Raw genomic sequence first — 24,385 nt, 5'->3', positions numbered from 1 at the left:
TAACCGCTTGATCCCGCAGACTGGCGGGAGCGTATCTGCCAATCAGGACAACATTGGCGGATGGTGAAATCCATCATGAACTCACAAGGAGCCTGAGATGAGTGAAGGTATCGTCGTGATTGGCGCTTCTGGCGGTATCGGGGCGGCTCTGGTGACACACTGGTTGGCGGCGGGTGTCGGGCCAGTGATTGCCATCAGTCGTCAGCACGCCCCTGCGGGCCTCTCATCGCCGGGTCTGCACTGGCTATATTGTGATTACAGCGATGAGCAGATGGCAACTGCGGTAGCCCGCATCGCGGAGTTGGCACCGAAACCGCACAGGGTGGTGATCTGCAACGGCATCCTGCATCAGGGGGAGATCCAGCCGGAGAAGCGGCTCGAAGCAATCAATCTCGATGCCATGATCCGCTTCTACCAGACCAATGCCTTGCTGCCGCTGCGCTGGATCAGCCAGTTGTTACCGCTGTTTGGCCGCGAGCCTTGCACTCTGGCCGTTCTCAGCGCTCGGGTCGGCAGCATTGGTGACAACCGAGCGGGCGGCTGGTATGGCTATCGTGCATCCAAGGCCGCCCTCAACATGCTGCTCAAGTGTGCCGCCATCGAGCTGGCCCGGCGGGCCCCCGGCGTCAAATTGCTGGCCTTCCATCCCGGCACCGTGGATACCCAACTCTCCCGCCCGTTTCACGCCAATGTACCGCCAAGAAATGTGCAGAGTCCCGAGCTGGTAGCCGACCATCTGATTAACCTGATGAACCGGCTGCAACCGGATGGCGAGCTGAGCTTTCTCGACTGGCAGGGCAAACCTATCGAGTGGTAGAGGAACTCAAGAGACGCGCCAGCAGCGCCCGCAAACTCTTGATCACGGCGGGCTTGCCCGCCAGTTGCAACCTCGCAGCCAGTCTTCCCCAGTCGGCATATTGCCAGATGGCTGCGATCAGCAGATAACGCTCGTCAGGAGTCAGTGAACCCAGCACAGCGAGATTGCGCGCCAGCCACAGCTGCAGGTTGGATTGGCTCAGTTCAAACGGCTTGTGATGCAGGGCAAAGCACTCAACCTCATCGCGCTCGAACTCGTCAAGCTCCGCTGCGGTAGCGGTGCTGCCTTGCAGACATTGCCATACCAGCTCGGGCTCCAATCCTTTCAGCTCGCCCGCCAGCAGGGTCGGCAACTGGCGAATGAAACGCTGCTGCCACTGATCCAGCTCGGGCTCATGTTCGGGTTTCAGCGCCTTTAGCAGCAGGGCTGCGTGGCAGCCGCTGGCGGCATCCCGTTGCAGGCCGATGCGCAACACCGTCAATCCAGCCTTGCGCCAGAAGGGGAGCAGGTCGGCGCTGGCCGAAAAGGCAGAACCGAGGTAATCGATCCCCGCCTGACGATAATGTTCTTCAAGCCTGCCAAGCAGCAGCGAACCCAGTCCGTGGCGGTGCAGCTCGGGGTGGATGGCGATACGCATCACCCGGGCGTAGCTGCGCCCCCCCGCCGTTTTGAAACCGGCGTGGGCCAGCAGCGACTGGGGCAGCAGATGGCCGCGCGGACGGCGACGCCCGGCCCAGATCGCCTCGGCCAGCTCGGGTTCTATTCCCCCTTCCCGCGCCACCAAGGCCACTCCCAGCAGGCTCGCATCCTGCTCCAGCAGATGGATGTCGAGATCCGGGCTCTCCAGCAGGGATCTGAGATCGCTCGGCGTGGTCTGGTAGTGAGCCAGCACCAGCAGGCCGAACAGCTGGTTGAGCAACTCCTCGTCGCTCGCCAGCGCCTCCTGACTGACCAGACGCCAGCTCGGGCTGGTCGGCGGCAAGGGCGTTGCCACTTCGGCATTGAGGCCGAGCAGGCGGAACATCAGCGGCTCCAGCGGATCACGCTCACTCCAGCGAATGGGTTCAGAGAGGCGGATCTCTTGCCACTCCGGGGTCTGGCTATCGAGCACCCGCTTGAAGCGCAGGTGAAAACCGCGCCCCGTCCCCTCGTAACCGTGCTCGGTGGTGGCAAACACAATGCGGCTGTGGCGGGCCAGCATAGCCTCAAGCAGCGGGGTCGGAATGGCGGCAGCTTCATCCACCAGCAGCAGATCGGGATTCATCGCCTCGTGCACCAGCCGATCCGGCGAGCAGTAGCTCAGTCCGGTCAGCTGTTCAGGCGTGGTATCTAGCCCGCGAGCTGAGTGGGCAAACAGGGTCGCCACCGTTGCCTGCGAGGGGGCCGTCACCACTATGTTCAGCCCTGGCTGCTGGCGCAGCTGCTCGGCGGCAGCCAGCCCCAGCAGCGCACTCTTGCCACGACCGCGGTCGGCACTCAGCACCAGCGGCCGACGACGATGGCCGTGCAACACCTTGTGGATGGCGGGCAGTGCCCGTGTCTGATCGCAGCTCAGCCTGCGCTCCGGCCCAATCGGTTGCCACGGCTGCGAGCAAACCGGCGGCTCCAGAGAGAGGGCGGGATCACCTTCCAGCAACCGCACCAGCCGGGCGATAAAGCCGTGACCGGCCCGACCCGCCTCTTCCGGCTGGGCCACCAGCCGGATCCGGTCGGGATCCGGCCATGCGGGCCACTCTACTCTGGGCGGCGTCAGCAGCAACAGCAAGCCACCGGCGCATAGAGTGCCCGCCAGCGCCCCGAAGGCGTCGGGATGAAAGCCGCTGAAAGCGTTGAACACCAGCGTGTCGCACTCCTGACCGAGCCGCTGTAGCGCCTTGGCGGCGGGTTGCGGGGCATAACACTCGGGCCCGGCACCCAGCCAGAAGACGGTCTCGCCGAGCAGGGATTGGGCGCGGGCAATGCACTCGGCCTCCTCCCCCTCCAGCCAGATCAGTCGCCGCTCACCGGCGCGGGCCAGCGCCTCGCGCAGCAGGGTGACCTCTTGCTGTGTCATGAAGCTTGGCTGTCAGCCGGTTTGCGGGGCTCGAACATGCGATCTCCCATCTGATCGATAAAGGTGTGAGCCTTCTGCACCATGAAACGCTCGGCATCGGCCGGATTAACAAACAGATCGGAGCGGATGAAACGGTGAGTTTGCAACACGCCGTCCAGCTCCTTGGTGATGCGCCCTGCCAGTCGGTACTGGCCACCTTCGGCCATGGGTTCCGGATAGATGAGATAGCCGGAATATTCGGTGGGGGTGACTTCCGGCGCCTTGGCCGGTTCGCCCCCGAACAGGGCGCTGAACAGTTTCTTGAGCATGGTGATCTCCTCTGGTTGCCAGCATTGTCCCCAAGGGGTTGCACAGTGGCAAGCAGGGGATCTTATTACTAATGGTTATTTGCACTACGAACCATTCTCATTTAGATTTCATTTCATTCCACAAGAGGTGACCATCATGTACGTCTGTTTGTGCCGCGGCATCACAGATACCCAGATCCGCAAAGCGGTACAGTCAGGTAAAAGCGAATTCCGCCAGCTCAAGCAGTCGCTCGAGGTGGGCGCCCAATGTGGCAAATGCGTGCGCATGACCATGGAGATCATCGCCGCCGAACTCGACAAGATGGAGCAGGAGCAACCCGTGCTCTACTACGAAGTGGCCTGATCCGGACACCTCTTTTCTGATGCGACCCGCCAACAGGGTCACCCCTTTTCTCAGGCGAACTGGCTCGCCAGACCTCTTGTTGTCACTTTTCTGGACTAAGCTCTAACGATCGAAGCCTCAGGCACGAACCAAGGAGCACTGTCGATGAAAGGAGATCCCAAGATCATTGCCCACCTCAACAAGGTGCTGGCCAATGAGCTGATTGCCATCAACCAATACTTCCTGCACGCCCGCATCTACGATGACTGGGGCCTCAAGGCGCTCGGGCACAAGGAGTATCACGAGTCTATCGATGAGATGAAACACGCCGACGAGCTGGTCAAACGGGTGCTGTTTCTGGAAGGACTGCCCAACTTGCAGGATCTGGGCAAGCTGCGCATCGGCGAGACCGTCGAAGAGATGCTGCGCTGCGACCTCTCGCTGGAGATGGATGCCATCCCCGACCTCAAGGTAGCCATCGCCTACGCCGAGTCGGTGCAGGACTACATCAGCCGCGACCTGTTCCAGGAGATCCTGGAGGATGAGGAGGAGCATGTGGACTGGCTGGAGACCCAGCTCGATCTTATCGATCGCATCGGGCTGGAGAACTACCAACAATCGCAACTGCACCACGGCTCCTGAGCCAGCAAGCCAGCAAGCAAAGAGACCCGCCAGCGCGGGTCTCTTCATTTGAGCAGCCATGACCCGAAAACTTTTCGACAGGATCACAGTTAATACGCCCGACACAGCATCTGTCATGGCTTTCGATTAGGATACGGCTCTCTGCCAATAACAATGCTACGGACGATTTCCATGGAACAGATTGCACGCGAGATGGCGCCCCACAAACGGGTGGCTCTGGTGGCTCACGACAACATGAAGACCCCTCTGCTGAACTGGGTGATGCGCCGCAAGGAGGAGCTCAAGCTCCACCACCTCTATGCGACCGGCACCACCGGCACCATGCTCGGCAAGCAGGCGCAACTGCCCATCACCTGCCTCTTCTCCGGCCCCATGGGGGGCGACCAGCAGCTCGGCGCCCTGATCGCCGAAGGGAAGATCGACGTGCTGATCTTCTTCTGGGATCCCCTCAATGCGGTGCCGCACGATCCGGACGTGAAGGCGCTGCTGCGCCTCGCGGCAGTCTGGAACATCCCGGTCGCCACCAACGAAGCGACCGCCGACTTCATCATGGACAGCCCCCATATGCGCCAGGCGTTCAGCGTGCAGATCCCGGATTACGCCGGTTATCTGAAGGCACGCACCGAGTGATCGGCTAACCCGTCATGCAAAAGGGCCGCAACAAGCGGCCCTCTTTAATTGGGAAAATGAATCAGCCAGGGACACAAACCGGCGCCGGCTTATAGCGCGCGGGCGAGGATCCGTGCCACCCGATCCGGGTCGATATCCTGCTGCTCACCGAGCGCGGTGCGCCCCACCCGCTTGAGATTGGAGCAGACCGCCGGAATGCAACTTTCGCTGAGGCCATAGTCGGCCAGCCGAGTCCCCAATCCCATCTTCTGGAAGAACTGCTCGGTGCGGATGATCGCCTCTTCGATGCGCAGGGCCTTATCCTCGCGGGTCGAATGCCACACCCGCTCGGCAAACTGGGCCAGCTTGTCCTGCTTCTGGCTCGCCCGCTCACGGAGCAGTGAGGGGAGCACCACGGCCAGACTCTGGCCGTGGTCGAGCCCGTAGAGCGCCGTCAGCTGATGACCGATGGCGTGAGAGGCCCAATCCTGCGGCACCCCGCAACCGATAAGGCCGTTGAGCGCTAGACTGGCCGCCCACATCAGATTGGCCCGCACCTGATAGTTGGTCGGCTCCGCCAGCGCCCTGGGGCCGTTCTCCACCAGCACCTGCAGCAAACCTTCCGCCAGCCGATCCTGTACCTCGCCTCCCACCGGAAAGGTGAGGTACTGCTCGGCAATATGGACGAAGGCATCCACCACTCCGTTACCGGTCTGGCACGGCGGCAGACTGTAGGTGGTCGCCGGATCGAGCACCGCAAACTGCGGCTGCACCAGCGGGCTTCTGAAGGAGATCTTCACATCCCCCCGGCTCACCACCGAGGTGGGATTGCTCTCGGAGCCGGTCGCCGGCAGAGTCAGCACACAGCCCATCGGCAGCGCCTTGTGCACGCTCGCCTGCTTGCCGCAGATATCCCAGGGATCACCCCCCTCGTAGCAGGCGGCGGCCGCAACAAACTTGGTGCCATCGACTACCGAGCCACCACCGACCGCCAGCAGGAAGTCGATGCGCTCGCGCTTCACCTGCGCCACCGCCTCCATCAACAGCTCGAATCTGGGGTTGGCGCCGATGCCGGGAAACTCCTGCCACGTCACCCCTTCCAGGGCCCGGGTCAGCTGCTCATAGACGCCGTTTTGCTTGATGCTGCCGCCGCCGTAGAGCACCAGTAGCCGGCTGCCGGGGGGGATCAGTTCGGGCAGGCTGGCGATCTGCCCCTCGCCGAAACAGATGCGGGTCGGATTGGCATATTGGAAGTTGTACACGGCGGACTCCTCGACTGGCTCAATGCGCGGACATTGTGCGCCTGTGGGGAGGTGAGGTCAAAAGAGGTGGCAGAAGCTTGCCCATCGGCGGTCGACACTGGCCCATCGGTGCCGACCGGGTAGATCTCAGAACAGCGGCAGGATCAGGCAGTTTTGGCCTCATCTTTGGATGAGCTCTTCTTGCCGGTCAGGCGATCCATCGCCTCCTTGAGCATCGCCTCTCGCTGTTCGTTGAGCGGCTTGCTCTGCTCCGCCCGCTCTTCCGGCGTCAGCTTCTTGTTATCGGCGATGGTCTTGAGCTTCTCTTCGATCTCGTTGAACTTCTTGCGATCGAAACCGAGCGCCCTGTCCACCAGTTGCTGCACCACACCCCCCTTGTCGGAGCTCATATCGAGCGCCGGCGGCAACTTGTTGTTCTTGGCCAGATGTTCGTAGGTCAGCACCTGCTGGGCCTGGCCGGTCATGCGCTGGGTGGAGAGGCTGACCATCTCCTCCCAGCCACCGCTCTGACCGCCGCTACTGGCACTGTTGAGGGTAGCGAGGGCACGGTTGTTGGATGCGCTCTGGGCAAGTTGCTGGCTGTAAGGTTTGATATCCATGGGGGCTCCAATTCGGTGCGCATCTGCGGCAATGGGCACAGGCTGATCCGGTCACATGGGGCGTCAGGCCCCACCATTATCAATTAAACCAGCAAGTTACAGGCCAACTTGTCAGATAGTGCGAGATCCAGAGAGATGGCGGATCTCACCACGTCCCCCACGCAAACTGGCGTCAGAATCATGACTCATCTGCTGCCAGCTCACGCTGTTTTGGCACATTTTGCCGTCCACGCGCCACGATGCCAGAGAAAAGTCAGGAACCGCAGCTCGATCACAAAATAAACAACCACTCGGGGATACAATTTTGGCGCACATCACAACCAGCCAGCCGTGTCATGGATGATCTGTTCGAAAAACCAATAACAGGCAGACCAATCTGTCGTGCTCACTCCGCTGCCAGTTCGGAGTTGCAGCCTCCCCACACCTCATCCCCTCGTCTGACTCTCACTCACCGCAACCCTTCGGGTACACCTATGAAAAAACACACCTTGAGTCTTCTCTCCGCCACCCTGCTCACCCTGCTTGGCACCAGTGCCGACGCCTGTACCGGCCTTATCGTCGGCAAGGGGGCCAGTGCCGATGGCAGCGTGATGATCGCCAGAAACGAGGATTTTGGCGTCAACAACTGGAACAAGTACCTCGCCTTCCGGCCCGCGCAGCAGAACGAGGGCAAACTCTGGAAGCTGGGCAACGGGCTGGAAGTGCCTATGCCCAAAGCATTTTTTGCCTACTCCGCCATCCACGACTGGGATGCCACAACCAGCGATCCGGCAGGCAAATATTATGAAGAGCGCGGCATCAACGAGTTCAACGTCGCCATCTCGGCCACCACCAGTGCCGAGGTCAACGACAAGGCTCAGAAAGCCGATCCGCTGATCGAGAAGGGAGTGATTGAAGCCATCATTCCGACCCTGATCCTGCCGCAGGCCAAGACGGCCAAAGAGGGGGTCGAGCTGCTCGGTCGCTATGTGGAGCAATATGGCGCCGGTGAGGGCAACAGCCTCTATCTGGCGGATGTGAACGAGGCCTGGCTGATGGAAATTGGCTCCGGCCACCACTGGATCGCGGTGCGGGTGCCGGACGACAGCTACGCCATGGTGGCCAACGGTCTGCGGATCCACGGCGTCAATCTCGACAGCGTCGATGTGCTGCACTCGCCCAAGCTGCTTGAGTTCGTGCGCGAGCACAAACTGCTGGATAACGCCGACCCGAAAGATTTCAACTTCGCCAAGGCGTTCGGGGTGATTGCCGATCCCTACAACGTGGATCGGGAGTGGCTCGGCCAGAACATGCTGACCGCCTCCCACAAACAAGCGACCCGGCAGGCGCAATATCCACTGGTTATGAAGCCGGATGATCCCATCGCCGTGCCGGACGTGGCCAGGGTGCTGAGCGCCACCTATGACGGTACGCCGCTGGCGGGCAAGGCAGAGCGGCCGATCCGCGTCGATCGCCAGCTGGAATCCCACGTCATCCAGCTGCGCAAGGAGATGCCCAAAGAGCTGCAGGGATTGATCTGGCAGAGTTACGGCGTGCTGGCCGAATCCGTGATGGTGCCGCTCTACAACACCCTGGAAAACTATCCCCTGCCCTATCGCACCGGCAGCGACAGCTACTCCGACGATTCCGCCTACTGGCAGTTCCGCAGCCTGACCGCGCTGGCCAGCGCCGATCCGGACAAGTACCTGCCGCTGCTGCGCGGCGTCTGGAGCAAGGAGAGCAGCAAACTTTACAAGGAGGTGGCCCTGCTCGACCAGAGCCTGAAGCAGGCCTATACCAGCGACAAGGCTACCGCCATCGGGCTGGCCGCCGACTACTCCTATGGCCAGTTGGAGCAGACCTACCAGATGGCCAAAGATCTGCGCTACAAGCTGATGACGGATCTCGCCAAGCGCAGCGAGAAGAAGTATTCGCCGGAGGAGTTCAAGAAGATCATGAGCCTGTGACCGCCTCGCCAACGCAAAGAGGCTCCCACGGGAGCCTCTTTGTTTCAACCAATGCAGCGATCAGCGACGGCTGATATTGAGCGGGCCGAAGGTCTGCGCCACCGGCATGATCTCGATGCTGTTGATGTTGACGTGGGCCGGTTGCTGGCTCACCCAGAGCACGGTATTGGCGATATCTTCCGGCTGGATAGCCTCCACCCCCTGATAGACGGTGGCCGCCTTGGCATCGTCACCGTGGAAGCGCACGTTGGAGAACTCGGTGCCGCCACACAGGCCCGGCTCCACATTGGTGACGCGAATGGCGGTGCCCGCCAGATCGGCACGCAGGTTGAGGCTGAACTGCTTCACAAACGCCTTGGTGGCGCCGTAGACGTTGCCGCCCGGATAGGGGTAGGTGCCCGCGATGGAGCCGATATTGATGATGTGGCCGCGATTGCGCGCCACCATGCCCGGCAGCAGCAGGCGGGTAAGCAGGGTCAGACCGCTGATGTTGGTGGCGATCATCTGCTCCCAATCTTCCAGATCCGCCTTATGAGCCGGCTCCAGCCCCAGCGCCAGACCGGCGTTGTTAACCAGCAGATCCACCTCGCTCCACTCGGCTGGCAGAGCGGTGATGGCGGCGCGGGTGGCCGCCTTGTCCTGCACATCGAACGCCAGCGGCAGGAACTGCTCGCCCAACTCGTCCGCCAGCGCAGCGAGCCGCTCGGCGCGGCGACCGGTACCGATCACCTTGTAGCCCGCCTGCACCAGCTGGCGGCTGATGGCTTCACCAAAACCGGACGAGGCGCCCGTTACCATTGCAATCATCTGAACCTCCATATCTACACCGATATTGTTATTTATCTTTTTGAATCTATTAAGATTCATTCATCGCTCAATTCACGTCCGGTCGCCTTGCGCCAGACAAATACCACCAGATGGAGCAGCAACAAGCCCGAGCCACCCAACGCAAACAGCAGGCCGGTGAGGGCGTTGACCGAGGTATCGGCGCCGCACCACCACCAGACCAGCCAGCCACTCAGACCGATGACAAAGGTCTGGATGGCACAGACCGGGCAGCGCCCCAGCTTGGCCCTGATGGCGGTGGCAAGGCAGTTGTCGCAGCTCATCCTGCTCCTCGATTCTGCTCGTGCAACATGATCAGTTGGCCCGTGAAGACGGCTTACGAGCCTGAGTGCGAGCCACTCTGCGCCACTCACGCTCCTCGTCGCTCACCAGCGGCAGCACCAGCCGGTGGGCGTGCTGGTCGCGGCCATAGTAGTCCGCCAGCCGCTGCTGGGGACGAAATCCCAATCCCTGATAGAGCGCCAGCGCCTCTTCGTTGGCATCCGCCACCTCCAGCCGGATCGCCCCCCAGCCAGCGGCCTTGCCCTCGTGGATCACCTGCTCCAGCAGGCGCCGCGCCCAGCCCAGACGACGCACCGTCCAGCGGATAGCCAGCGCCTGAATGACCAGCCGATCCCAGCCTCTGTGCTCCAGTAGGCAGAGATAGCCCATCAGCTGATGTTTCTCGTCCAGCAGCAACAGGGTGCGCCCCTTGGCGTGGGCCAGCAGATAGTGCCAGCGGCTGCGGCCAAAGGCGACTTCGGGGGGAAAACAGTAGCGTTCCAGATTAACGATGGCGCCCAGATCATCGGTTCGGGCCGCTCGTACGGTCAACACGGGGAGTCCTTGTTCAGTTATTTATCCTCAGCACCAAAAATGCGACTTGTATCACAAGTTACCAAGGCGTCATATTAGGCACTGTAACCTCTTGTTTCCCCTCGCGCCATTGTCGTGCTTGTCGGTGCATCGAAGCCCACTGGGGATCCTGCCTGTTCAGGCAGTCTGATCTGTGGAGCCGAAAATATGAGTACCTATGTCATCATCGAAGAGCTGGGCGACTGGCCTTGCCATGCCGATTATCTGCTGACCGCCCGCACCTATCTGCAACATGGCGTGCCGACTACCGGCGGCCGACCCCGCATCATCAACCTCTGCCGCAATCTGGAGCACCTGAGCGCAGGCTACTACTGCTCGCTACTGGCCCAGGCCCGCGGCCACCACTGCCTGCCTGGTCTGCAGGCCATCAGCCGACTGCAACCCCAGCAGCCACCGGCCAAGCTGTGGCGCAAGGCACAGGGGTGGCTGGCCCAGCAGAGCGAGGATCGGATTAGAGTGCGCGCCATCTTCGGCCAGTGCGAACAGAGCGAGCTGGCGGGACTGGCCCGCTACTACTATGGCCTGAGCCAGCTGCCGCTGCAGGAGCTGACCCTCAAGCGCGGCCGCCACGGCTGGTCGGTGCGCCAGCAGCAGAGCCTGTCGCCGCTGGAGCTGAGCCCAAGCGAGAAAGAGTTGATGCTGCACCACGCTCAGGCGCTGGTGGGCACCGGTGACGAGGAGCAGGCGGCGCCGCTCTATCAGCTCGCCATTCTGGTCGACCCCAACGACGGCCGTGCCAGCAGTGACGGGCTGGCGCTGGAGCGCTTTATCCGGGCTGCCGCCGCCCAGGGCATCCGGGCCGAGATCCTGCCACCGTCAGCCATCGAACGGCTGCCGGAGTTCGACACCCTCTGGCTGCGTGCCGAAACCGCGGTCGGCCACTACACCTTCGAATTTGCCCATCGCGCCGAACAGCTCAAGATGCCGGTGATCGACAGCTCCCGCGCCATCCTCGCCTGCAGCAACAAGCTCTACCTCTACGAGCTGATGGTGCGCAGCGGCGTGCCCATGCCGCCCACCATGGTGGTCACCCGCCGCGGCCGCCACCATGTGGATGAGCTGGTACAGCGGCTCGGCCTGCCGCTGATGGTGAAGGTGCCCGACGGGGCACAGGGACGGGATCTGGCCATGGCCAGCGACGAGCAACAGCTGGCCCGCCTGCTGGACGAGGGGCTGGGCCGCTCCGCCCTGCTGCTGGTGCAGAGCCGGATCCCCGCCGAGTTCGACTGGCGCATCGGCTTTCTCGACGGCTCGCCGCTGTTCGCCTGCCGCCGCTACCGGCCCGAACCCGGCAACCGCATTCGCCGCCGCAAGCACCCCCTCGACATGAGCCGCATCGAGGCGCTGCCGCTTAACGAGGTGCCGGAGCGGGTACTGCAGACCGCTCGCCGCGCCGTCCATCAGCTCGGCAATGGCCTCTACGGGCTCGATTTGCGCCAGCAAGGGCGTGACTGTGTGCTGCTGGAGATCGTCGACAACCCCTGGATCCGCGGCGATATCGAAGACAAGGAGGCGCAGGATCTCTACGAGCGACTGGCCCGCGCCTTCCGCCAGCGGCTGGAAAACCGGGGCCAGACCACCGCATAACCCCGCCATGACTTTGTCACCCACAATGACAGAGAGGGCCCCGCGATGGGGCCCTCTCTCGCATGGCAAGCAGGATCTATCCCTCCTGCCGACTCGTAAAAATCTATTTTTTAAATTGCTCCCGCCGAGGCAAAACGGTAGTTGACCGAGAGCCAGTACGAGCGACCCGGCTCGGGGATGCGGCCGCTCTGCTCGTAGCCCAGCCCGGCCTGACTGCTGTGCACCGACTTGGAGAGGTGCTCGTAGTAGAAGGTGTCGAACAGGTTGTCCACCCCGGCCGAGAGTTGCCACCCCTTGGCAAACTGCCAGGCGCCGCTCAGGTTCATGGTGAAGAAGCCCGAGGTCTCGCCCTGATCCTGACCGGCGACCGTGCCGGAGCCCACATCCACCCGATCCTGCGCCGCCACCGCGCGCCCCAGCAGGGTAAAGCTCAGCGCCTCGTCCGGCTGCCAGCCCAGCGCCAGCTTGCCATCGAGGGGCGGCATCTGGGCCAGCGGTTTGTTGTCGCTCTGGTTTTCGCCATAGACCAACGCCAGACCACCATCGAGACGCCACTGTTCGGCAAACTGCCAGCGCCCCTCCAGCTCGCCACCGCGGGTCTGGGCGTCGATATTGCGCACCTTACGTGTGCTGCTGTTGTAGAGCAGGTAATCCTTGATATTGGCGCTAAAGAGGGAGAGGGTCAGATCCAGCTCGCGGCTGCGCAGAGCAAGCCCTGCGTCCCACTGGCGGCTGCGCTCCGGGTTGAGGGTGAACGGGGTGCTGTCCTTGCTGCGCTCCCAATAGTCCGGCGCCCGCTCTGCCTGTCCCCACGCCAGATAACTGGACCAGCGAGGCGACCACTGGTACTCATAGCGACCAAAACCGCTGTCGAGGTGCTCGGTCTCGCTGTAGAGGGTCTGATCACCCGCACCATAGCGAGTTGTCTCGACCCTATCTTGCCGGTAACCGCCCTTGTAGCTGTGGGCCCCCTGCTGGCGCCCCAGCTCGGCAAAACCGCCCTGTTGCTCAAAGCGCAGGGTGCGCTGGCGATCCTTGGTGGCATAGTCGACGTCGCCCCGGCTGCGGTGCTGATCCCGGTTGCTGTCAAGCCCGGCGGTCAGCAACCAGTCGGCTGGCAGAGCGATGTCGTTGGCCCAGCGCCCGCCGGTGTTGCGGCGATCCGGGTTGTTCAGGGATTTGGGGTCGCTGCTTTGCCGCAGACTGAAGTTGTCCATGATGTGGTCGATGTAGTTGTCCCACAGGGTCAGCTCGCTGCGCTGCCAGTGAGTAGTGATCTGCTCCTGCTTGAGCTTCAGCCCGAGGGATTCGCGATCAAACATGGGGCCATCCATGGTGCGGTCCGCATAGGCGGCGCGGGCATTGCTGCGCTCGGCGGTGAGTTCCAGCCAGGTGTGCTCCCCCGGCGTCCAGCCCAGCTGGGCGGTGCCGTTCTCGCGGCGATAGAAAGATCGCACCTTGTTACCGTGACCATCGCGGTAATCGTCACTGTCGGAGTGGGTGAACTGACCGCGCAGATAACCATCGGTCGAGCCTGCCGTCATGTCGACCATCTGATCATCGCGGCCGAAGCTGCCAAAGAGGGCCGAGGCATCGCTCTTGAAGCCCGGTGCCATAAACTCGGGTCTGTCCCGCTCGAACAGTACGGTTCCCGCCAGGGTTGCCCCCTGCTCGAGGGATTGCGGCCCCTTGAGCACCCGGATCCGGTCAAAGGATTGGGGGAACACATAGGCCGTGGGCGGGTCCATTCGGCCGCCACAGCCACCGGCCAGCATGCCGCCATCCATCTGCACGTTGAGGCGGGACATCCCCATCCCCCGCAGCACGGGGTCGCCACCGAGCCCCCCTTTACGCACCATGCTCATGCCGGTGACATTCTTCAGATAACCGGCGCCGTCGGCAGCGGGCATGGGGGAACCGGGCTTCTTGGGATCCAGTGTTACCTCCAGGGTGCTGGCGGGGCGGGTTGCCACCACCACCATGGGATCCAGCTGTTGTACCGATCCCTGACCGGTAGCGCCGTGACAAGCGAGCCCACCAACCAGCAGGGCAAGGGGTGTGCGCATATGACAAGCCATACATTTTCCTTATGTATTTGTTTGTTTTGTTATTTTCATTCAACCAACCAAACCTTTCAGCAAGGGAAAGGTTTGCCATCTGGCCGCAAAAAAGGCCTGCGGCGCGAAAGCGGCAAGCCTCTGTCAGATGAAGCGAAGGCAAGTTGGCAAAATGTTGCGCAGGTTTTACCCAAGTTGGCTCAGAAAGGCAAACGGGCAAACATTCCAGTAACAGGAATCTGGCGTTGGCTCACAAAAAATGGGGATTAACTGAAGGCTTCCCGCTCATCGATGGGAGAGATGAGGTGATAGACCTCATGGGCTGACAAGGTACATCCGACGGGCCACTCCAGCTGGTGGTGACGGTTGATGAAGACCCGGGCGCAGTGACGCTCGCTCTCCAGCTTTGCAAACAGCGGCTGGGTTCGCCAGGGGGTCAGATCCAGCACCCCCGTGGTGCCATCCGATAACACCAGAAACAGGCGCCATCCCCGCACATACTCGACATCGATAAAGACCGGCATCCCTTCGGCTCCGATTGAGATAATTCGCGGCAATTATAAACACCGGTTCCCCATCCATACACGCTGTGGCTCACATTTTATCCAGCAGATTATTCTGTGCTCATTAGTGGCGCGACATCACATTTTTAGATGATAAATGTGTTAATGCCGACTTTTAACAAACTTGAATGCAACCTTAACCAATTCGATCTGTCATAACCTCACAACAACTAAAAAAACGTCTGTGGACAGACGTTTACAGTCTCATTCAGGAACAAACATGACAGACCTAAAACAGCGACTCGGCCCGTTTTGGCCCTTCGCCATCTTCTGCGCGCTCGCGCTTTTCTCTCTCTCTTTCAGCCGAATCGCCCTCGGTCTCTGGCAACTGGAACGGGTGGATGCCGTGGCCGGTTGGCAGGAGATGCTGCTGCAAGGGATCCGGGTCGACTTTGCGACCCTCTGCTGGGTCTGGGGTGTCCCCGCCATGCTCACTCTGCTGCTGGCAGGCCGACATGCCATCGGCCGGGGCTGGCTGCAACTGATGCGAGTGTGGCTGACCGTCGGACTCTGGCTGATGCTGTTCCTCGAGATCTCCACCCCCTCGTTTGTCACCGAGTATGGCGTGCGCCCCAACCGCCTCTATGTGGAGTACCTCATCTATCCGAAAGAGGTATTCGCCATGCTGTGGGCGGGCCGCAAAGCCGAGCTGCTGCTGGCGGTACTCTTCAGTGGCGCCGTGCTGACCGGTGGCTGGTGGCTGAGCGGCCGTCTGGTGCGTGGCCTCAGCTTCCCACGCTGGTATCTGCGTCCTGCCTTCGCCCTGCTCATTCTGGCCATAGGTTTTCTCGGTGCCCGCTCCAGTCTCGGCCACCGCGCCCTGAACCCGGCCATGGTCGCCTTTGCCGAAGATCCGCTGGTCAACTCGCTCACCGTCAACTCCGCCTACTCCCTCTTCTTTGCCATCAAGCAGATGGGCGCCGAGGAGGATGCCGGCCAGTTTTACGGTGAGATGACGGAGCAGAAGGTGCTCGAGGTCATGCGCAAGGAGAGTGGTCGTCCGGCCAGTGATTTCAACTCCGATCTGCTGCCCAGCCAGACCTTCAACCAGGCGAGCTTCCAGGGTAAACCGAAGAATCTGGTGATCCTGCTGCAGGAGAGCCTGGGCGCCCAGTTTGTCGGCTCCCTCGGCGGCCTGCCGCTCACCCCCAACATCGATGCCCTGTCGCAGCAGGGTTGGGCCTTCGAGCAGCTCTACGCCACTGGCACCCGCTCGGTGCGCGGTATCGAGGCGGTACTGACCGGCTTCACGCCTACCCCGGCACAGGCGGTGGTCAAACTCGGCAAGAGCCAGACCAACTTCTTTACCATCGCGGATCTGCTCAAACAACGGGGTTACGACACCAGCTTTATTTATGGCGGCGAGAGTCACTTCGACAACATGCGCAGCTTCTTCCTCGGCAACGGCTTCACCACCATCGTCGAGCAGAAGGATTTCGACAATCCGGTGTTCAAGGGCTCCTGGGGCGCCTCCGACGAGGATCTGATGGCCAAGGCCGACGAGACCTTCAAGGCGCTGCACAAAGAGGGCAAACCCTTCTTCAGTCTAGTGTTCAGCTCCAGCAACCACGATCCGTTCGAATTCCCGGACAACCGCATCGAACTCTTCGAGCAACCCAAACAGACCCGCAACAACGCGGCCAAGTATGCGGATTACGCCATCGGCGAATTCTTCAAGAGGGCGAAACAGTCCGAATACTGGAAGGACACCCTGTTCCTGGTCATCGCCGATCACGACAGCCGGGTCGGTGGCGCCAGTCTGGTGCCCATCCCCCGCTTCCATATTCCGGGGGTTATCGTGGGCGACGGCATTGCGCCGAGGAAGGATCCGCGCGTCGTCAGCCAGATCGACATGGCGCCGGCCCTGCTCTCACTGATGGGGATCAGTGCCGACTACCCCATGCTCGGCAAGGATCTGACCCGCATGCCCGCCGACTGGCCGGGGCGCGCCATCATGCAGTACGACAAGAACTTCGCCCTGATGCGCGGCAAGGATGTGGTGATACTGCAACCGGAGCGCGCGGCAGAAGGCTATGTCTACGATGGTGCCAGCGAGAAGCTGACCCTGGCGGCGCAGCCGGACGCCTTGAAGGAAGATGCGCTTGGTCTTGCCCTGTGGGGCAGCATGGCCTATCAGAAGAGTCTCTATCAGACGGCCAAGGATGAACGCACCGCCGCCAATTGAGCCGCCCGAGCTGATTCAGCCGATAGCAGAATGGAAAAAACCGCCAGCTGGCGGTTTTTTCTATCTATTCATACTGTCGGCCCACTGGCCGTTATGGCTGGGGAAAGCAGGGAAGGGAGCGGCTGAACTTGTGCTCGAATACCAGCGAGGTTTCGAGGTGCACCACCTCTTCGCGGGAGGTGAAGTGATCGAAGACGAAGTTGCGCAGGTGCTCGGTATCGGAGACACACAGGTGCACCAGAAAATCATCCTTGCCCCCCATGTGGAACAGACTGATCACTTCGGGCAGCGCCAGAATGGCATCGCGGAAAGCATCGATGATCTGACGGCTGTGGCGGGCCAACTGCAGGGAGACCATGGCCTGAATATGGCCACCGAGGGCCTGATAATCCACTTCGCAGTGCGCTCCCTTGAGCACGCCATCCTGCTGCAGCTTGCGCACCCGCTCCAGACAGGTGGAGGGGGCAACGCCCACCAGCGCGGCCAGATCCTTGTTGGTCATGCCCGCATCCCGAAACAGATGGGCCAGGATATCCAAATCCAGTTGATCCAGGTTTCTCATCTTAACTCCTTGAACCGCTCAATTTTTTAGACTCTGCCCGTAAACCGGGGCAAACACAACGACCATTGACATCCCTCCTGCCCCGCCTATCCTTGGCGCCATTCACCGGTCGCAGCCCTACGGCCACCACGCGAGGATCCGCCATGCACCCGTATCACCCCTTCTGGAGCCTTGAGGTTCCCCGTGTCGACGGTCAGCTGCTGCTGACACCCTGCCCCGGCACCCAGCAGGCGCCGCTGACCCTGGCGCTCGATCAACTGCGGTTGGCCGGTGCCCACGGAGTGGTGACCCTGATGACAAGCGCCGAGTTGATCCGACTCGAACTGGCGCAGCTCGGCCAGCAGGTCGAGCACGAAGGGATGCGCTGGTTCCATCTGCCCATCGAGGATGATCTGGCCCCCGACACCGACTTCGAGGCTGCCTGGCAACAGGCGCTGCCGCAGCTGCGCGAGCTGCTGGGGGATGGCAAACATCTGGTCATCCACTGCAAAGGGGGCAGCGGTCGTACCGGTCTGGTCGCCGCCGCGCTGCTGATGACCCTCGGCCAGCCACAGCAAGAGGCGATGGCCGCCATCAAGGCCCACAGACCCAAGGCATTTACCCTGGCCTGCCACCGTCAGTGGCTCGACCAGCTGGCCGAGCGGCTGGCGCAGGGCGACTGACTACTTGCCTCCCTGGTCGTAGGTAAAGACCTTGCCGATATCTTCCACCCGATAGCTGGTGAGCTGATAAACGTAGTAGTTGAGCCAGTTGGCAAACAGCAGATGACCGTGGCTGCGCCAGCTGGCGCGCGGCGTCCGGCTCGGATCGTTATTCGGGTAGTAGTTGACCGGAATGGCTGGGTCGAGCCCCGCCGCCAGATCCCGCTGATACTCCCCGTCCAGCGTCAGGGCATCGTACTCCGGGTGCCCGGTGACAAACACCTGACGACAATCCTTGGTCGCCGCCAGATAGACCCCCGCCTCTTCTGACTCGGCAAAAATCTGCAAGTCGGTCTGGGCACGGATCAGATCACCATCAAACGCCGCATAACGGGAGTGCGGGGCGACGAACTCGTCATCGAAACCACGCAGCAGCGGCTCATGCTCATCGAGGCGATGGTGGCGGTAAACCCCGGAGAGCTTCTCGCCGTGGGTCTGCTTCTCCATACCATACAAGGCTTTCAGCGCCGCCTGCACCGCCCAGCAGAGGAACAGGGTGGAGGTGACATGCTGATGGGACCACTCGATGATCTCGACGATGCGCGGCCAGTAGACCACCTCTTCGAACTCCACCAGCCCGAGCGGCGCCCCTGTGATGATCATGCCGTCGTAGTTGTTGCCACGCACCTGCTCGAAGTCGTGATAGAAGTTCTCCAGATGGGCCTGCGGCGTGTTCTTTGACTCCCTGTCATCGATGCGCAGCAGATCCACATCCACCTGCAGCGGCGAGTTGGAGAGCATCCGCATCAGCTGGATCTCGGTCTCAATCTTCTTTGGCATCAGGTTGAGGATGAGCACCCGCAGCGGACGGATGTTCTGGGTGACGGCCCGGGATTCCGTCATCACGAAGATGTTCTCCTGCCCCAGCACTTCGGCGGCGGGTAACTGATCCGGGATCTTGATCGGCATGCTTACTCCCTGTACTGCATCAGTAAATATGTCTGGACATCCAGAAGCCTATAATAAAGCTCCTGCCCTGTCATCAGATACCTTTTGTATTCACCCCCGCCTTTGACTAGCATACGGCTCAGTGTGTCTCCTGCTTCCAAGATAATGACCGGTATCAAGATTTCCGTAGATCGACTGCAAGTCGGCAACTATGTATCCCTGCCACTGGGGTGGCGCGAACACCCGTTCCTGTTTTCCAGCTTCAAGATCAAAAGTGAAGAAGAGATCGAGCTGATCCGCCGTCTCGGCCTGAAACTGGTCACCATCATTCCCGACAAGAGCGACGTTCCGCCCAAGCCTCTCAATCAGGTACAGCCTCAGCAACAAGAGAGCGCAGACGCCGCCCAGCGCCAGGCCCAGATGCAGCAGGAGAAGGATCGCCGCATCGAGCAGTTGCAACTCTATCGCCGCAATCTGCAGCAGTGCGAGAAGCAGTTCCAGCAGTCGCTGGCGCAGGTGCGCAGCGTGATGAGCAAGATCCAGTCCCGCCCCCTCAATGCCATCGGCGAGGCGCAGGAGCTGGTCAACGCCATGACAGAACAGCTGCTCTCGGTGGACGAGATGGTGCTCCATCTGGTCTCCGACAGCGAGGATGGCAACAACCTCTACTTCCACTCCCTCAATGTGAGTGTGCTCAGCATGCTGCTGGCCAAGGAGTGTTGCATGACGGCCGACGAGATCCGTCAGGTCGGCATGGGGGCGCTGTTCCACGATATCGGCAAGTTGAAGATCCCGAGCCAGATCCTGCGCAAGACCGAGCCGCTGACCAAGCCGGAGCAGAACCTGATGGCCCAGCACCCGCGCTACGGGCTGGATCTGCTCAATCTGGCCAAGGATTTCCCGGCCGAGGCGAAGGGGATCGTGCTCCATCACCACGAATATCTCGATGGCAGCGGGCCGGAAGGGCTCAAGGGTGGCCAGCTCGATCCGCTGACCCAGATGGTGTCGCTGATCAACGAGTACGATAACCTCTGCCACATGCAGGCCAAGGTGCCCTACTCGGCCTTGAGCGGCCTCTACAAGCAGCGCAAGGCGCAGTTCAATCCGGAGTACCTCAGCATGCTGATCCGGTTGATGGGGATCTATCCCCCCGGCAGCGTAGTGCAACTCTCCAATGGTCAGGTGGGGCTGGTGATGTCGGTCAACGCTTCCCGCCTGCTCTACCCCTCGGTGCTGGTCTACGATCCGCGCATTCCCCGTCAGGAAGCCGCCATCATCGACCTGCAGCAAGCCGAACTGTCGATCGCCAAGGTGATCCACCCCAAACGGCTGCCACCCGCCGTGTTCGAGTATCTCAATCCGCGTACCCGGATCAGCTACTACTTCGAGCACAACAAAGCCTGATTGTGTTGGCCCAAGACCAACCGTTGCCACCCGTTTAATCCAAGGAGCCTGCCATGCGTATCGAGATCATCAGTACCGGAGACGAGATAGTGACGGGTCTGGTGGTTGATACCAATGCAGCCTGGCTCAGCGCTCTGCTGCTGGAACAGGGGTGGCAGGTGCGCCGTCGCCTGACGGTGGGGGACAACCTCGCTGACCTGAAAACGGTGCTGCAAGAGAGTGCCAGCCGCGCCGAGGTGGTGATGGTGTGTGGAGGACTCGGGCCCACCGCCGACGACCTCACCGCTCAGGCGGCAGCCGAGGCCTTTGACCAACCGCTCACCCTCTTCCCCGACTGGCTCGCTACCATCGAAGCGCGCTACGCCAGCCGTGGCCGCCCCATGGCACAAAGCAATGCCAAACAGGCATGGCTGCCACAGGGGTGCGAAATCCTCGACAACCCGGTCGGTACCGCCTGCGGCTTTGTGGTGCGAAGTGGCCAGAGTCAGCTCTTCTTCACCCCGGGCGTGCCGTTCGAGTTCAAACAGATGGTGCGCGAGCAAATTCTGCCGCGCCTCAAACAGCTGGCCGGGGCACAAGTCGATACCGAGCTGCGTCGCTTTTACACCTTCGGCGTCTCGGAGTCAGCGCTCAGCGATATGCTGGATGCCGCCCCCTGGCCCATGGGTATCGAGCTGGGTTACCGCTCCTCCATGCCCCTTATCGAGCTGAAGCTGATCGGCCACGGCGCCAGTGCCGCTGACATGGAGAGTGCAGAGCGCCGACTGCTGGATACGATCCGCCCCTGGCTGGTTGGCAGCGGAGATACGGAACCGGCGCAGCAGATCCTCGCGCTGCTGCAAGGCAAACCGCTGGCTCTGCTGGAGGGAGAGAGTGGCGGCGCCCTGCTGGCGCTTTGTCACGGCTATCCCCGGCTGGAGGCCAACTTCAGTACGCAACTGGCCGATGAGCTGGCGCAGCTACCGACGACCGATGCGGGCCTGCAACTGACCATAGGGCGAGAGGGCACTGAGGGTGTACCACTGCTACTCAGCGCCGATGGAAAACACGTCGGTCAGACGGTCAAGGTCAGCCACCCCGACCCGGAGAGCCGCCGCAAGATCCTCGCCTTTGCCGCCCTCGACATGCTGCGCCGCCATATGCTGGGTGAGCCGGTGCTCGGCGATTACCTCACCCTGGCCAGAACAGCCCAGCGCAGCTGATAAGAACCGCCATTCACCTGCCAACGACCCTATGTCGCTGGCGCTACGATCCATATTTTCACTCCGTTTCCAAACAGCGCCCACATTTATCTGGCCGCCATCACCGATTTGACTTCAATTCATTGACCATTCAGAGGAAATATCTGGATACTGCCCACTCTCAGGGTTGGCGACTCGCTTTATTAATCATTGAGAGATTAAATGACAGTAGAGGAGCGAGCCGATCGTTCCGTTCTCATCCAGCAAGGAGATGCGGTGTTAAGCAAAGAGTGGTTGCTGCTATCAAGCGATATGGAACTGGTCTGCCTGCGGATTGCCGCCGGTCTCACCAAACCTGTCACGGAACAGGATGTGCAGGCTCTGCTGCTCGCTTCCAACTGTCGCCGCTATCAGCCGCTGCCCGAGGGGATCAAACAGGCCATCAGTCTGCTCAATACCCTGCTCACCAACCCTTCCGCCCCCGTCCCTGCCAACCCCATCCCCATCGGCAAGCGTCAGGATGCCCGACTCGCCGTAATAGTGGAGAAGGATCGCATGAGCGCCATCGCCCAGATCACTGCCGACTGGGGGGGCAAGTATGTGACGCTGGAACAGCTGAAAGAGGCGATCGCCATCAGCGAAATCAAACAGGGGGTGAGTGAGCAACTGCTCACCGCTGCCATCCAGTCAGCCAAGGAAGCCGCCCCCGGCAGTCAGCTCAAGCTGGTGATTGCCAACGGCCAGCCTGCCGTCAATGGTCAGGACACTCGCTATGAGCGGCTGGTGGAGACCCCGGCCGAACGGATCCTCAAACCGCAGGAGCTGGGTCATGGCAAGGTCGACCTGCGGGATCTCGGCTCCATCGTCACCGTCAAGGCAGGCGCTCCGCTGATGCGCCGTCATCCGGCCACCGTCGGGGTACCCGGTTTTACCGTGACCGGTCAGGACCTGCCCGCCAAGGATGGCAAAGACAGTCCGATGAGCGCTGGCGAGGGCACCTTCATCTCCCCCGACGATCCCGACCTGCTGATTGCCGGTCGGGCTGGCCTGCCCTGTCAGGAGAAAGCGGGCATGAAGGTGGACGAGGTGCTCAGCGTCAAACAGGTGGATGCCCGCCACGGCCACATTGATTTTGAAGGGGGCTTAATCGTCAGCGGCGACGTCAACCCGGGTATGAAGATCCGGGTCAGCGGTGACATCGTCATCGGCGGCTTTATCGAAGGAGGCTGGATCGAGGCGGGGGGCAGCATTACGGTACGCCACGGCATCATTGGCCGCCGCAACGAGCAGGGGGAGTACCTTTGCCAGCTCAATGCGCAAGGGGAGATCCACGCCAGCTACGCCCAGTATGCCCAGCTGGAAGCGGGGGGGGATATCCAGATCCAGAGCCAGCTCAGCCACTGCTACTCCCGCAGCGGACAAGATATCAAGGTAGGCGATAGCAACATGCGCAAAGGCACTCTGCTGGGGGGCACCAGCATTGCCAATCGCCTGATCATGGCCCCCAGCCTGGGGGCCGAGGCCGCCAACCATACCCGGCTGCAGATCCTCGGCGGCTACTTCACCCACAAGGAGCAGGAACACCAGCTCAAGCTGCGCCAGCAGGCGTGTCAGGCACAGCTGGAGAAAATCAAGGAGCTGGTCATGAAGTTGCTGCAACTACCCGGCGACAAGCGCAATCCGGATACCCTGCGCAAGCTCAAACCGATCCGGGACCATCAGCTGGCCGAACTGGCCCAGCTCGATGAGCAGCTCACCGCCAACCAGGAGGAGCTGCGAAACTTGATGGCTCAGATGGAGGTCATTGCCACCCAACACCTCTACTCCGGCATCGAGGTCGAGATGGCCAGCTTCAAACGCAAGGTTACCATCACCCGAGGCCCTACCCGCCTGACCATCCATGATGAAACCCTGGAGATGACCCCTTACGAGGGGCACAAATAGCTCAAGCGGCACGGCCCCATCGCTGAACCGGCCGTGATCCCGCCGCCGATTTTCGCTACACTCGCCACTTCCTTGGCCCCACCGGGCGGGCCACCCAGACTCAGGTAGTGAGAGATGTACAAGCTGATCGCATTGGATATGGATGGCACCCTGCTCAACCCGCAGGGCCAGATTACTCCCCGCACCCACGCCGCCATCAGTGCCGCGCGCGCCAAAGGGGTAACCGTTGTGCTGGCCTCCGGCCGCCCGCTGGAAGGGATGAGCCGCTATCTGGAAGAGCTCGGCCTCACCACAGAGCATGACTACGTCATCTGCTACAACGGCGCCCTGGTGCAGCAGGTGGCCGATCAGCGCATCATCCGCAGCCAGCTGCTGACCGGCAGTGACGCCAGCGCCGTCGCCAAACTGGCTGACGAGCTGGAGGTGAACGTTCACGGTTTCTCGGTCACCCGCGGCCTGATCAGCCCCCGTGTCAGCACCTACACCGAGCACGAATCCCGCCTGATCGGCATGCCGATCAATCTGATCGACTTCGCCACCCTGCCTGCCGACGAGCAGATCATGAAGGTGATGATGATCGACGAGCCGCCCCAGCTCTCCCGCGCCATCGAGCGACTGCCTGCAGAGCTCTATGAGCGCTATACCGTGGTACAGAGCGCCCCCTTCTTCCTCGAGTTCATGAACAAGCAGAGCAACAAGGGAACCGGCGTCGCCGCGCTGGCCGAGCACCTGGGCCTGACCGCCGATCAGGTGATCTGCGTCGGGGATGCCGGCAACGATCGCCACATGATCGAGTACGCAGGCCTCGGTGTGGCGATGGGCAATGCCACCGACGAGATCAAGACTCTCGCCCAGCACACCACCGCCCGCAACGATGAAGATGGTGTAGCTCAGGTGATCGAACAGTTCGTACTGAACGCCTGATCGCAATCGAGCGCCGCTGCACCCGATGAGGAAATAAAAGGCTATGTCCCAATTACGTGTTGCATGGGGCGCCCCAGCGCCTCATGCAAACATGCTTTGATATTCACCCCCCTCCCGTAACGCTCCAGCA

Annotated in this window: 24 protein-coding genes; 13 read left to right on the top strand and 11 right to left on the bottom strand. The window is 61.5% G+C overall.

Features of this window, described 5'->3' with window-relative positions; genetic code table 11:
• The first annotated feature begins 97 nt into the window (after nt 1–97).
• Nucleotides 98–817, top strand: a complete 720-nt coding sequence (locus AB5Y92_RS04995; protein ID WP_368225819.1) for an SDR family NAD(P)-dependent oxidoreductase — start codon at nt 98–100, stop codon at nt 815–817.
• On the opposite strand, the gene AB5Y92_RS04990 is transcribed toward AB5Y92_RS04995, so the two are convergent.
• Nucleotides 804–2,870 (bottom strand): tRNA(Met) cytidine acetyltransferase TmcA, encoded by a 2,067-nt coding sequence (locus tag AB5Y92_RS04990; protein ID WP_368225817.1) that lies wholly within the window; start codon nt 2,868–2,870, stop codon nt 804–806. The genes AB5Y92_RS04995 and AB5Y92_RS04990 overlap by 14 nt on opposite strands.
• A complete protein-coding gene (locus AB5Y92_RS04985) occupies nt 2,867–3,178 on the bottom strand; it encodes an HlyU family transcriptional regulator (RefSeq protein ID WP_368225816.1) in 312 nt (103 codons plus the stop codon). The genes AB5Y92_RS04990 and AB5Y92_RS04985 overlap by 4 nt, the downstream gene beginning before the upstream one ends.
• A 136-nt stretch (nt 3,179–3,314) precedes the next feature.
• On the opposite strand from AB5Y92_RS04985, the gene AB5Y92_RS04980 reads away from it, so the two are divergent.
• The 3 genes from AB5Y92_RS04980 (at nt 3,315) to AB5Y92_RS04970 (ending at nt 4,772) form a co-directional block, all read left to right on the top strand.
• Nucleotides 3,315–3,521 (top strand): bacterioferritin-associated ferredoxin, encoded by a 207-nt coding sequence (locus AB5Y92_RS04980; RefSeq protein ID WP_005335965.1) that lies wholly within the window; start codon nt 3,315–3,317, stop codon nt 3,519–3,521.
• Between the two features lie 144 nt (nt 3,522–3,665).
• Complete coding sequence (gene bfr, locus AB5Y92_RS04975; protein ID WP_005354959.1) at nt 3,666–4,142, top strand: bacterioferritin; 477 nt, start codon at nt 3,666–3,668, stop codon at nt 4,140–4,142.
• Between the two features lie 171 nt (nt 4,143–4,313).
• Nucleotides 4,314–4,772, top strand: coding sequence for a methylglyoxal synthase (locus tag AB5Y92_RS04970; RefSeq protein WP_005354960.1), 459 nt, complete (start codon nt 4,314–4,316; stop codon nt 4,770–4,772).
• 89 nt (nt 4,773–4,861) lie between these two features.
• Here AB5Y92_RS04970 and AB5Y92_RS04965 read toward each other — a convergent pair whose 3' ends face one another.
• Nucleotides 4,862–6,013, bottom strand: coding sequence for an iron-containing alcohol dehydrogenase (locus tag AB5Y92_RS04965; protein ID WP_368225814.1), 1,152 nt, complete (start codon nt 6,011–6,013; stop codon nt 4,862–4,864).
• 143 nt (nt 6,014–6,156) lie between these two features.
• Nucleotides 6,157–6,612 carry a hypothetical protein gene (locus AB5Y92_RS04960; RefSeq protein WP_368225813.1) on the bottom strand — a complete coding sequence of 152 codons (456 nt, stop codon included), beginning with the start codon at nt 6,610–6,612 and terminating at the stop codon, nt 6,157–6,159.
• A gap of 473 nt (nt 6,613–7,085) precedes the next feature.
• Between AB5Y92_RS04960 and AB5Y92_RS04955 the strand changes: the two genes are divergently transcribed.
• Nucleotides 7,086–8,558 carry a C69 family dipeptidase gene (locus AB5Y92_RS04955; protein WP_368225811.1) on the top strand — a complete coding sequence of 491 codons (1,473 nt, stop codon included), beginning with the start codon at nt 7,086–7,088 and terminating at the stop codon, nt 8,556–8,558.
• Between the two features lie 60 nt (nt 8,559–8,618).
• Here AB5Y92_RS04955 and AB5Y92_RS04950 read toward each other — a convergent pair whose 3' ends face one another.
• Genes AB5Y92_RS04950 through AB5Y92_RS04940 form a run of 3 tightly spaced genes read right to left on the bottom strand, consistent with a single transcriptional unit; the run spans nt 8,619 to nt 10,220 of the window.
• Nucleotides 8,619–9,365 carry an SDR family oxidoreductase gene (locus AB5Y92_RS04950; RefSeq protein WP_368225809.1) on the bottom strand — a complete coding sequence of 249 codons (747 nt, stop codon included), beginning with the start codon at nt 9,363–9,365 and terminating at the stop codon, nt 8,619–8,621.
• A 56-nt stretch (nt 9,366–9,421) separates the two neighbouring features.
• Complete coding sequence (locus AB5Y92_RS04945; protein ID WP_040067114.1) at nt 9,422–9,667, bottom strand: DUF3624 family protein; 246 nt, start codon at nt 9,665–9,667, stop codon at nt 9,422–9,424.
• 31 nt (nt 9,668–9,698) lie between these two features.
• Complete coding sequence (locus AB5Y92_RS04940; RefSeq protein ID WP_368225807.1) at nt 9,699–10,220, bottom strand: N-acetyltransferase family protein; 522 nt, start codon at nt 10,218–10,220, stop codon at nt 9,699–9,701.
• A 186-nt stretch (nt 10,221–10,406) separates the two neighbouring features.
• Here AB5Y92_RS04940 and AB5Y92_RS04935 point away from each other — a divergent pair, with 186 nt between their 5' ends.
• Nucleotides 10,407–11,846, top strand: a complete 1,440-nt coding sequence (locus AB5Y92_RS04935; protein WP_368225806.1) for a RimK family protein — start codon at nt 10,407–10,409, stop codon at nt 11,844–11,846.
• Between the two features lie 110 nt (nt 11,847–11,956).
• Here the strand turns inward: AB5Y92_RS04935 and AB5Y92_RS04930 are convergent, their stop codons facing one another.
• Entirely contained in the window at nt 11,957–13,924 is a 1,968-nt protein-coding gene (locus tag AB5Y92_RS04930) for a TonB-dependent copper receptor (RefSeq protein WP_368225804.1), read from the bottom strand.
• Here AB5Y92_RS04930 and AB5Y92_RS04925 point away from each other — a divergent pair.
• Complete coding sequence (locus AB5Y92_RS04925) at nt 13,913–14,173, top strand: hypothetical protein (RefSeq protein WP_139714664.1); 261 nt, start codon at nt 13,913–13,915, stop codon at nt 14,171–14,173. The genes AB5Y92_RS04930 and AB5Y92_RS04925 overlap by 12 nt on opposite strands.
• On the opposite strand, the gene AB5Y92_RS04920 is transcribed toward AB5Y92_RS04925, so the two are convergent.
• A complete protein-coding gene (locus tag AB5Y92_RS04920; RefSeq protein WP_005335997.1) occupies nt 14,170–14,427 on the bottom strand; it encodes a DUF2442 domain-containing protein in 258 nt (85 codons plus the stop codon). The two genes, AB5Y92_RS04925 and AB5Y92_RS04920, sit on opposite strands and share 4 nt — an antisense overlap.
• A 259-nt stretch (nt 14,428–14,686) precedes the next feature.
• Here AB5Y92_RS04920 and AB5Y92_RS04915 point away from each other — a divergent pair, with 259 nt between their 5' ends.
• Nucleotides 14,687–16,651, top strand: coding sequence for an LTA synthase family protein (locus AB5Y92_RS04915; RefSeq protein WP_201987979.1), 1,965 nt, complete (start codon nt 14,687–14,689; stop codon nt 16,649–16,651).
• Nucleotides 16,652–16,742: 91 nt separating this feature from the next.
• On the opposite strand, the gene AB5Y92_RS04910 is transcribed toward AB5Y92_RS04915, so the two are convergent.
• Complete coding sequence (locus tag AB5Y92_RS04910) at nt 16,743–17,213, bottom strand: Lrp/AsnC family transcriptional regulator (protein WP_005336001.1); 471 nt, start codon at nt 17,211–17,213, stop codon at nt 16,743–16,745.
• Between the two features lie 143 nt (nt 17,214–17,356).
• Between AB5Y92_RS04910 and AB5Y92_RS04905 the strand changes: the two genes are divergently transcribed.
• Nucleotides 17,357–17,875: a cyclin-dependent kinase inhibitor 3 family protein gene (locus AB5Y92_RS04905; protein WP_201982791.1), complete on the top strand. Its 519-nt coding sequence runs from the start codon at nt 17,357–17,359 to the stop codon at nt 17,873–17,875.
• Here the strand turns inward: AB5Y92_RS04905 and metA are convergent, their stop codons facing one another.
• Nucleotides 17,876–18,823, bottom strand: coding sequence for a homoserine O-succinyltransferase (gene metA, locus AB5Y92_RS04900; RefSeq protein ID WP_042053667.1), 948 nt, complete (start codon nt 18,821–18,823; stop codon nt 17,876–17,878).
• A 144-nt stretch (nt 18,824–18,967) separates the two neighbouring features.
• On the opposite strand from metA, the gene AB5Y92_RS04895 reads away from it, so the two are divergent.
• From AB5Y92_RS04895 to yidA, 4 genes are all read left to right on the top strand, one after another.
• A complete protein-coding gene (locus AB5Y92_RS04895) occupies nt 18,968–20,206 on the top strand; it encodes a DUF3391 domain-containing protein (RefSeq protein WP_005336014.1) in 1,239 nt (412 codons plus the stop codon).
• Nucleotides 20,207–20,259: 53 nt separating this feature from the next.
• Nucleotides 20,260–21,408 carry a competence/damage-inducible protein A gene (locus AB5Y92_RS04890; RefSeq protein WP_368225803.1) on the top strand — a complete coding sequence of 383 codons (1,149 nt, stop codon included), beginning with the start codon at nt 20,260–20,262 and terminating at the stop codon, nt 21,406–21,408.
• Between the two features lie 255 nt (nt 21,409–21,663).
• The gene (locus AB5Y92_RS04885) at nt 21,664–23,331 is read left to right on the top strand and encodes a FapA family protein (protein WP_368225801.1); all 1,668 of its coding nucleotides are present in this window, start codon (nt 21,664–21,666) and stop codon (nt 23,329–23,331) included.
• A 114-nt stretch (nt 23,332–23,445) separates the two neighbouring features.
• Entirely contained in the window at nt 23,446–24,255 is an 810-nt protein-coding gene (gene yidA, locus AB5Y92_RS04880; RefSeq protein WP_368225799.1) for a sugar-phosphatase, read from the top strand.
• Nucleotides 24,256–24,385 lie beyond the last annotated feature (130 nt).

Source organism: Aeromonas sp. R1-1 (assembly GCF_040908495.1).
Lineage (GTDB): Bacteria > Pseudomonadota > Gammaproteobacteria > Enterobacterales > Aeromonadaceae > Aeromonas > Aeromonas veronii.
Note: the sequence above shows the minus strand (reverse complement) of the source record. Positions and strands in the feature narration are given on the sequence as shown.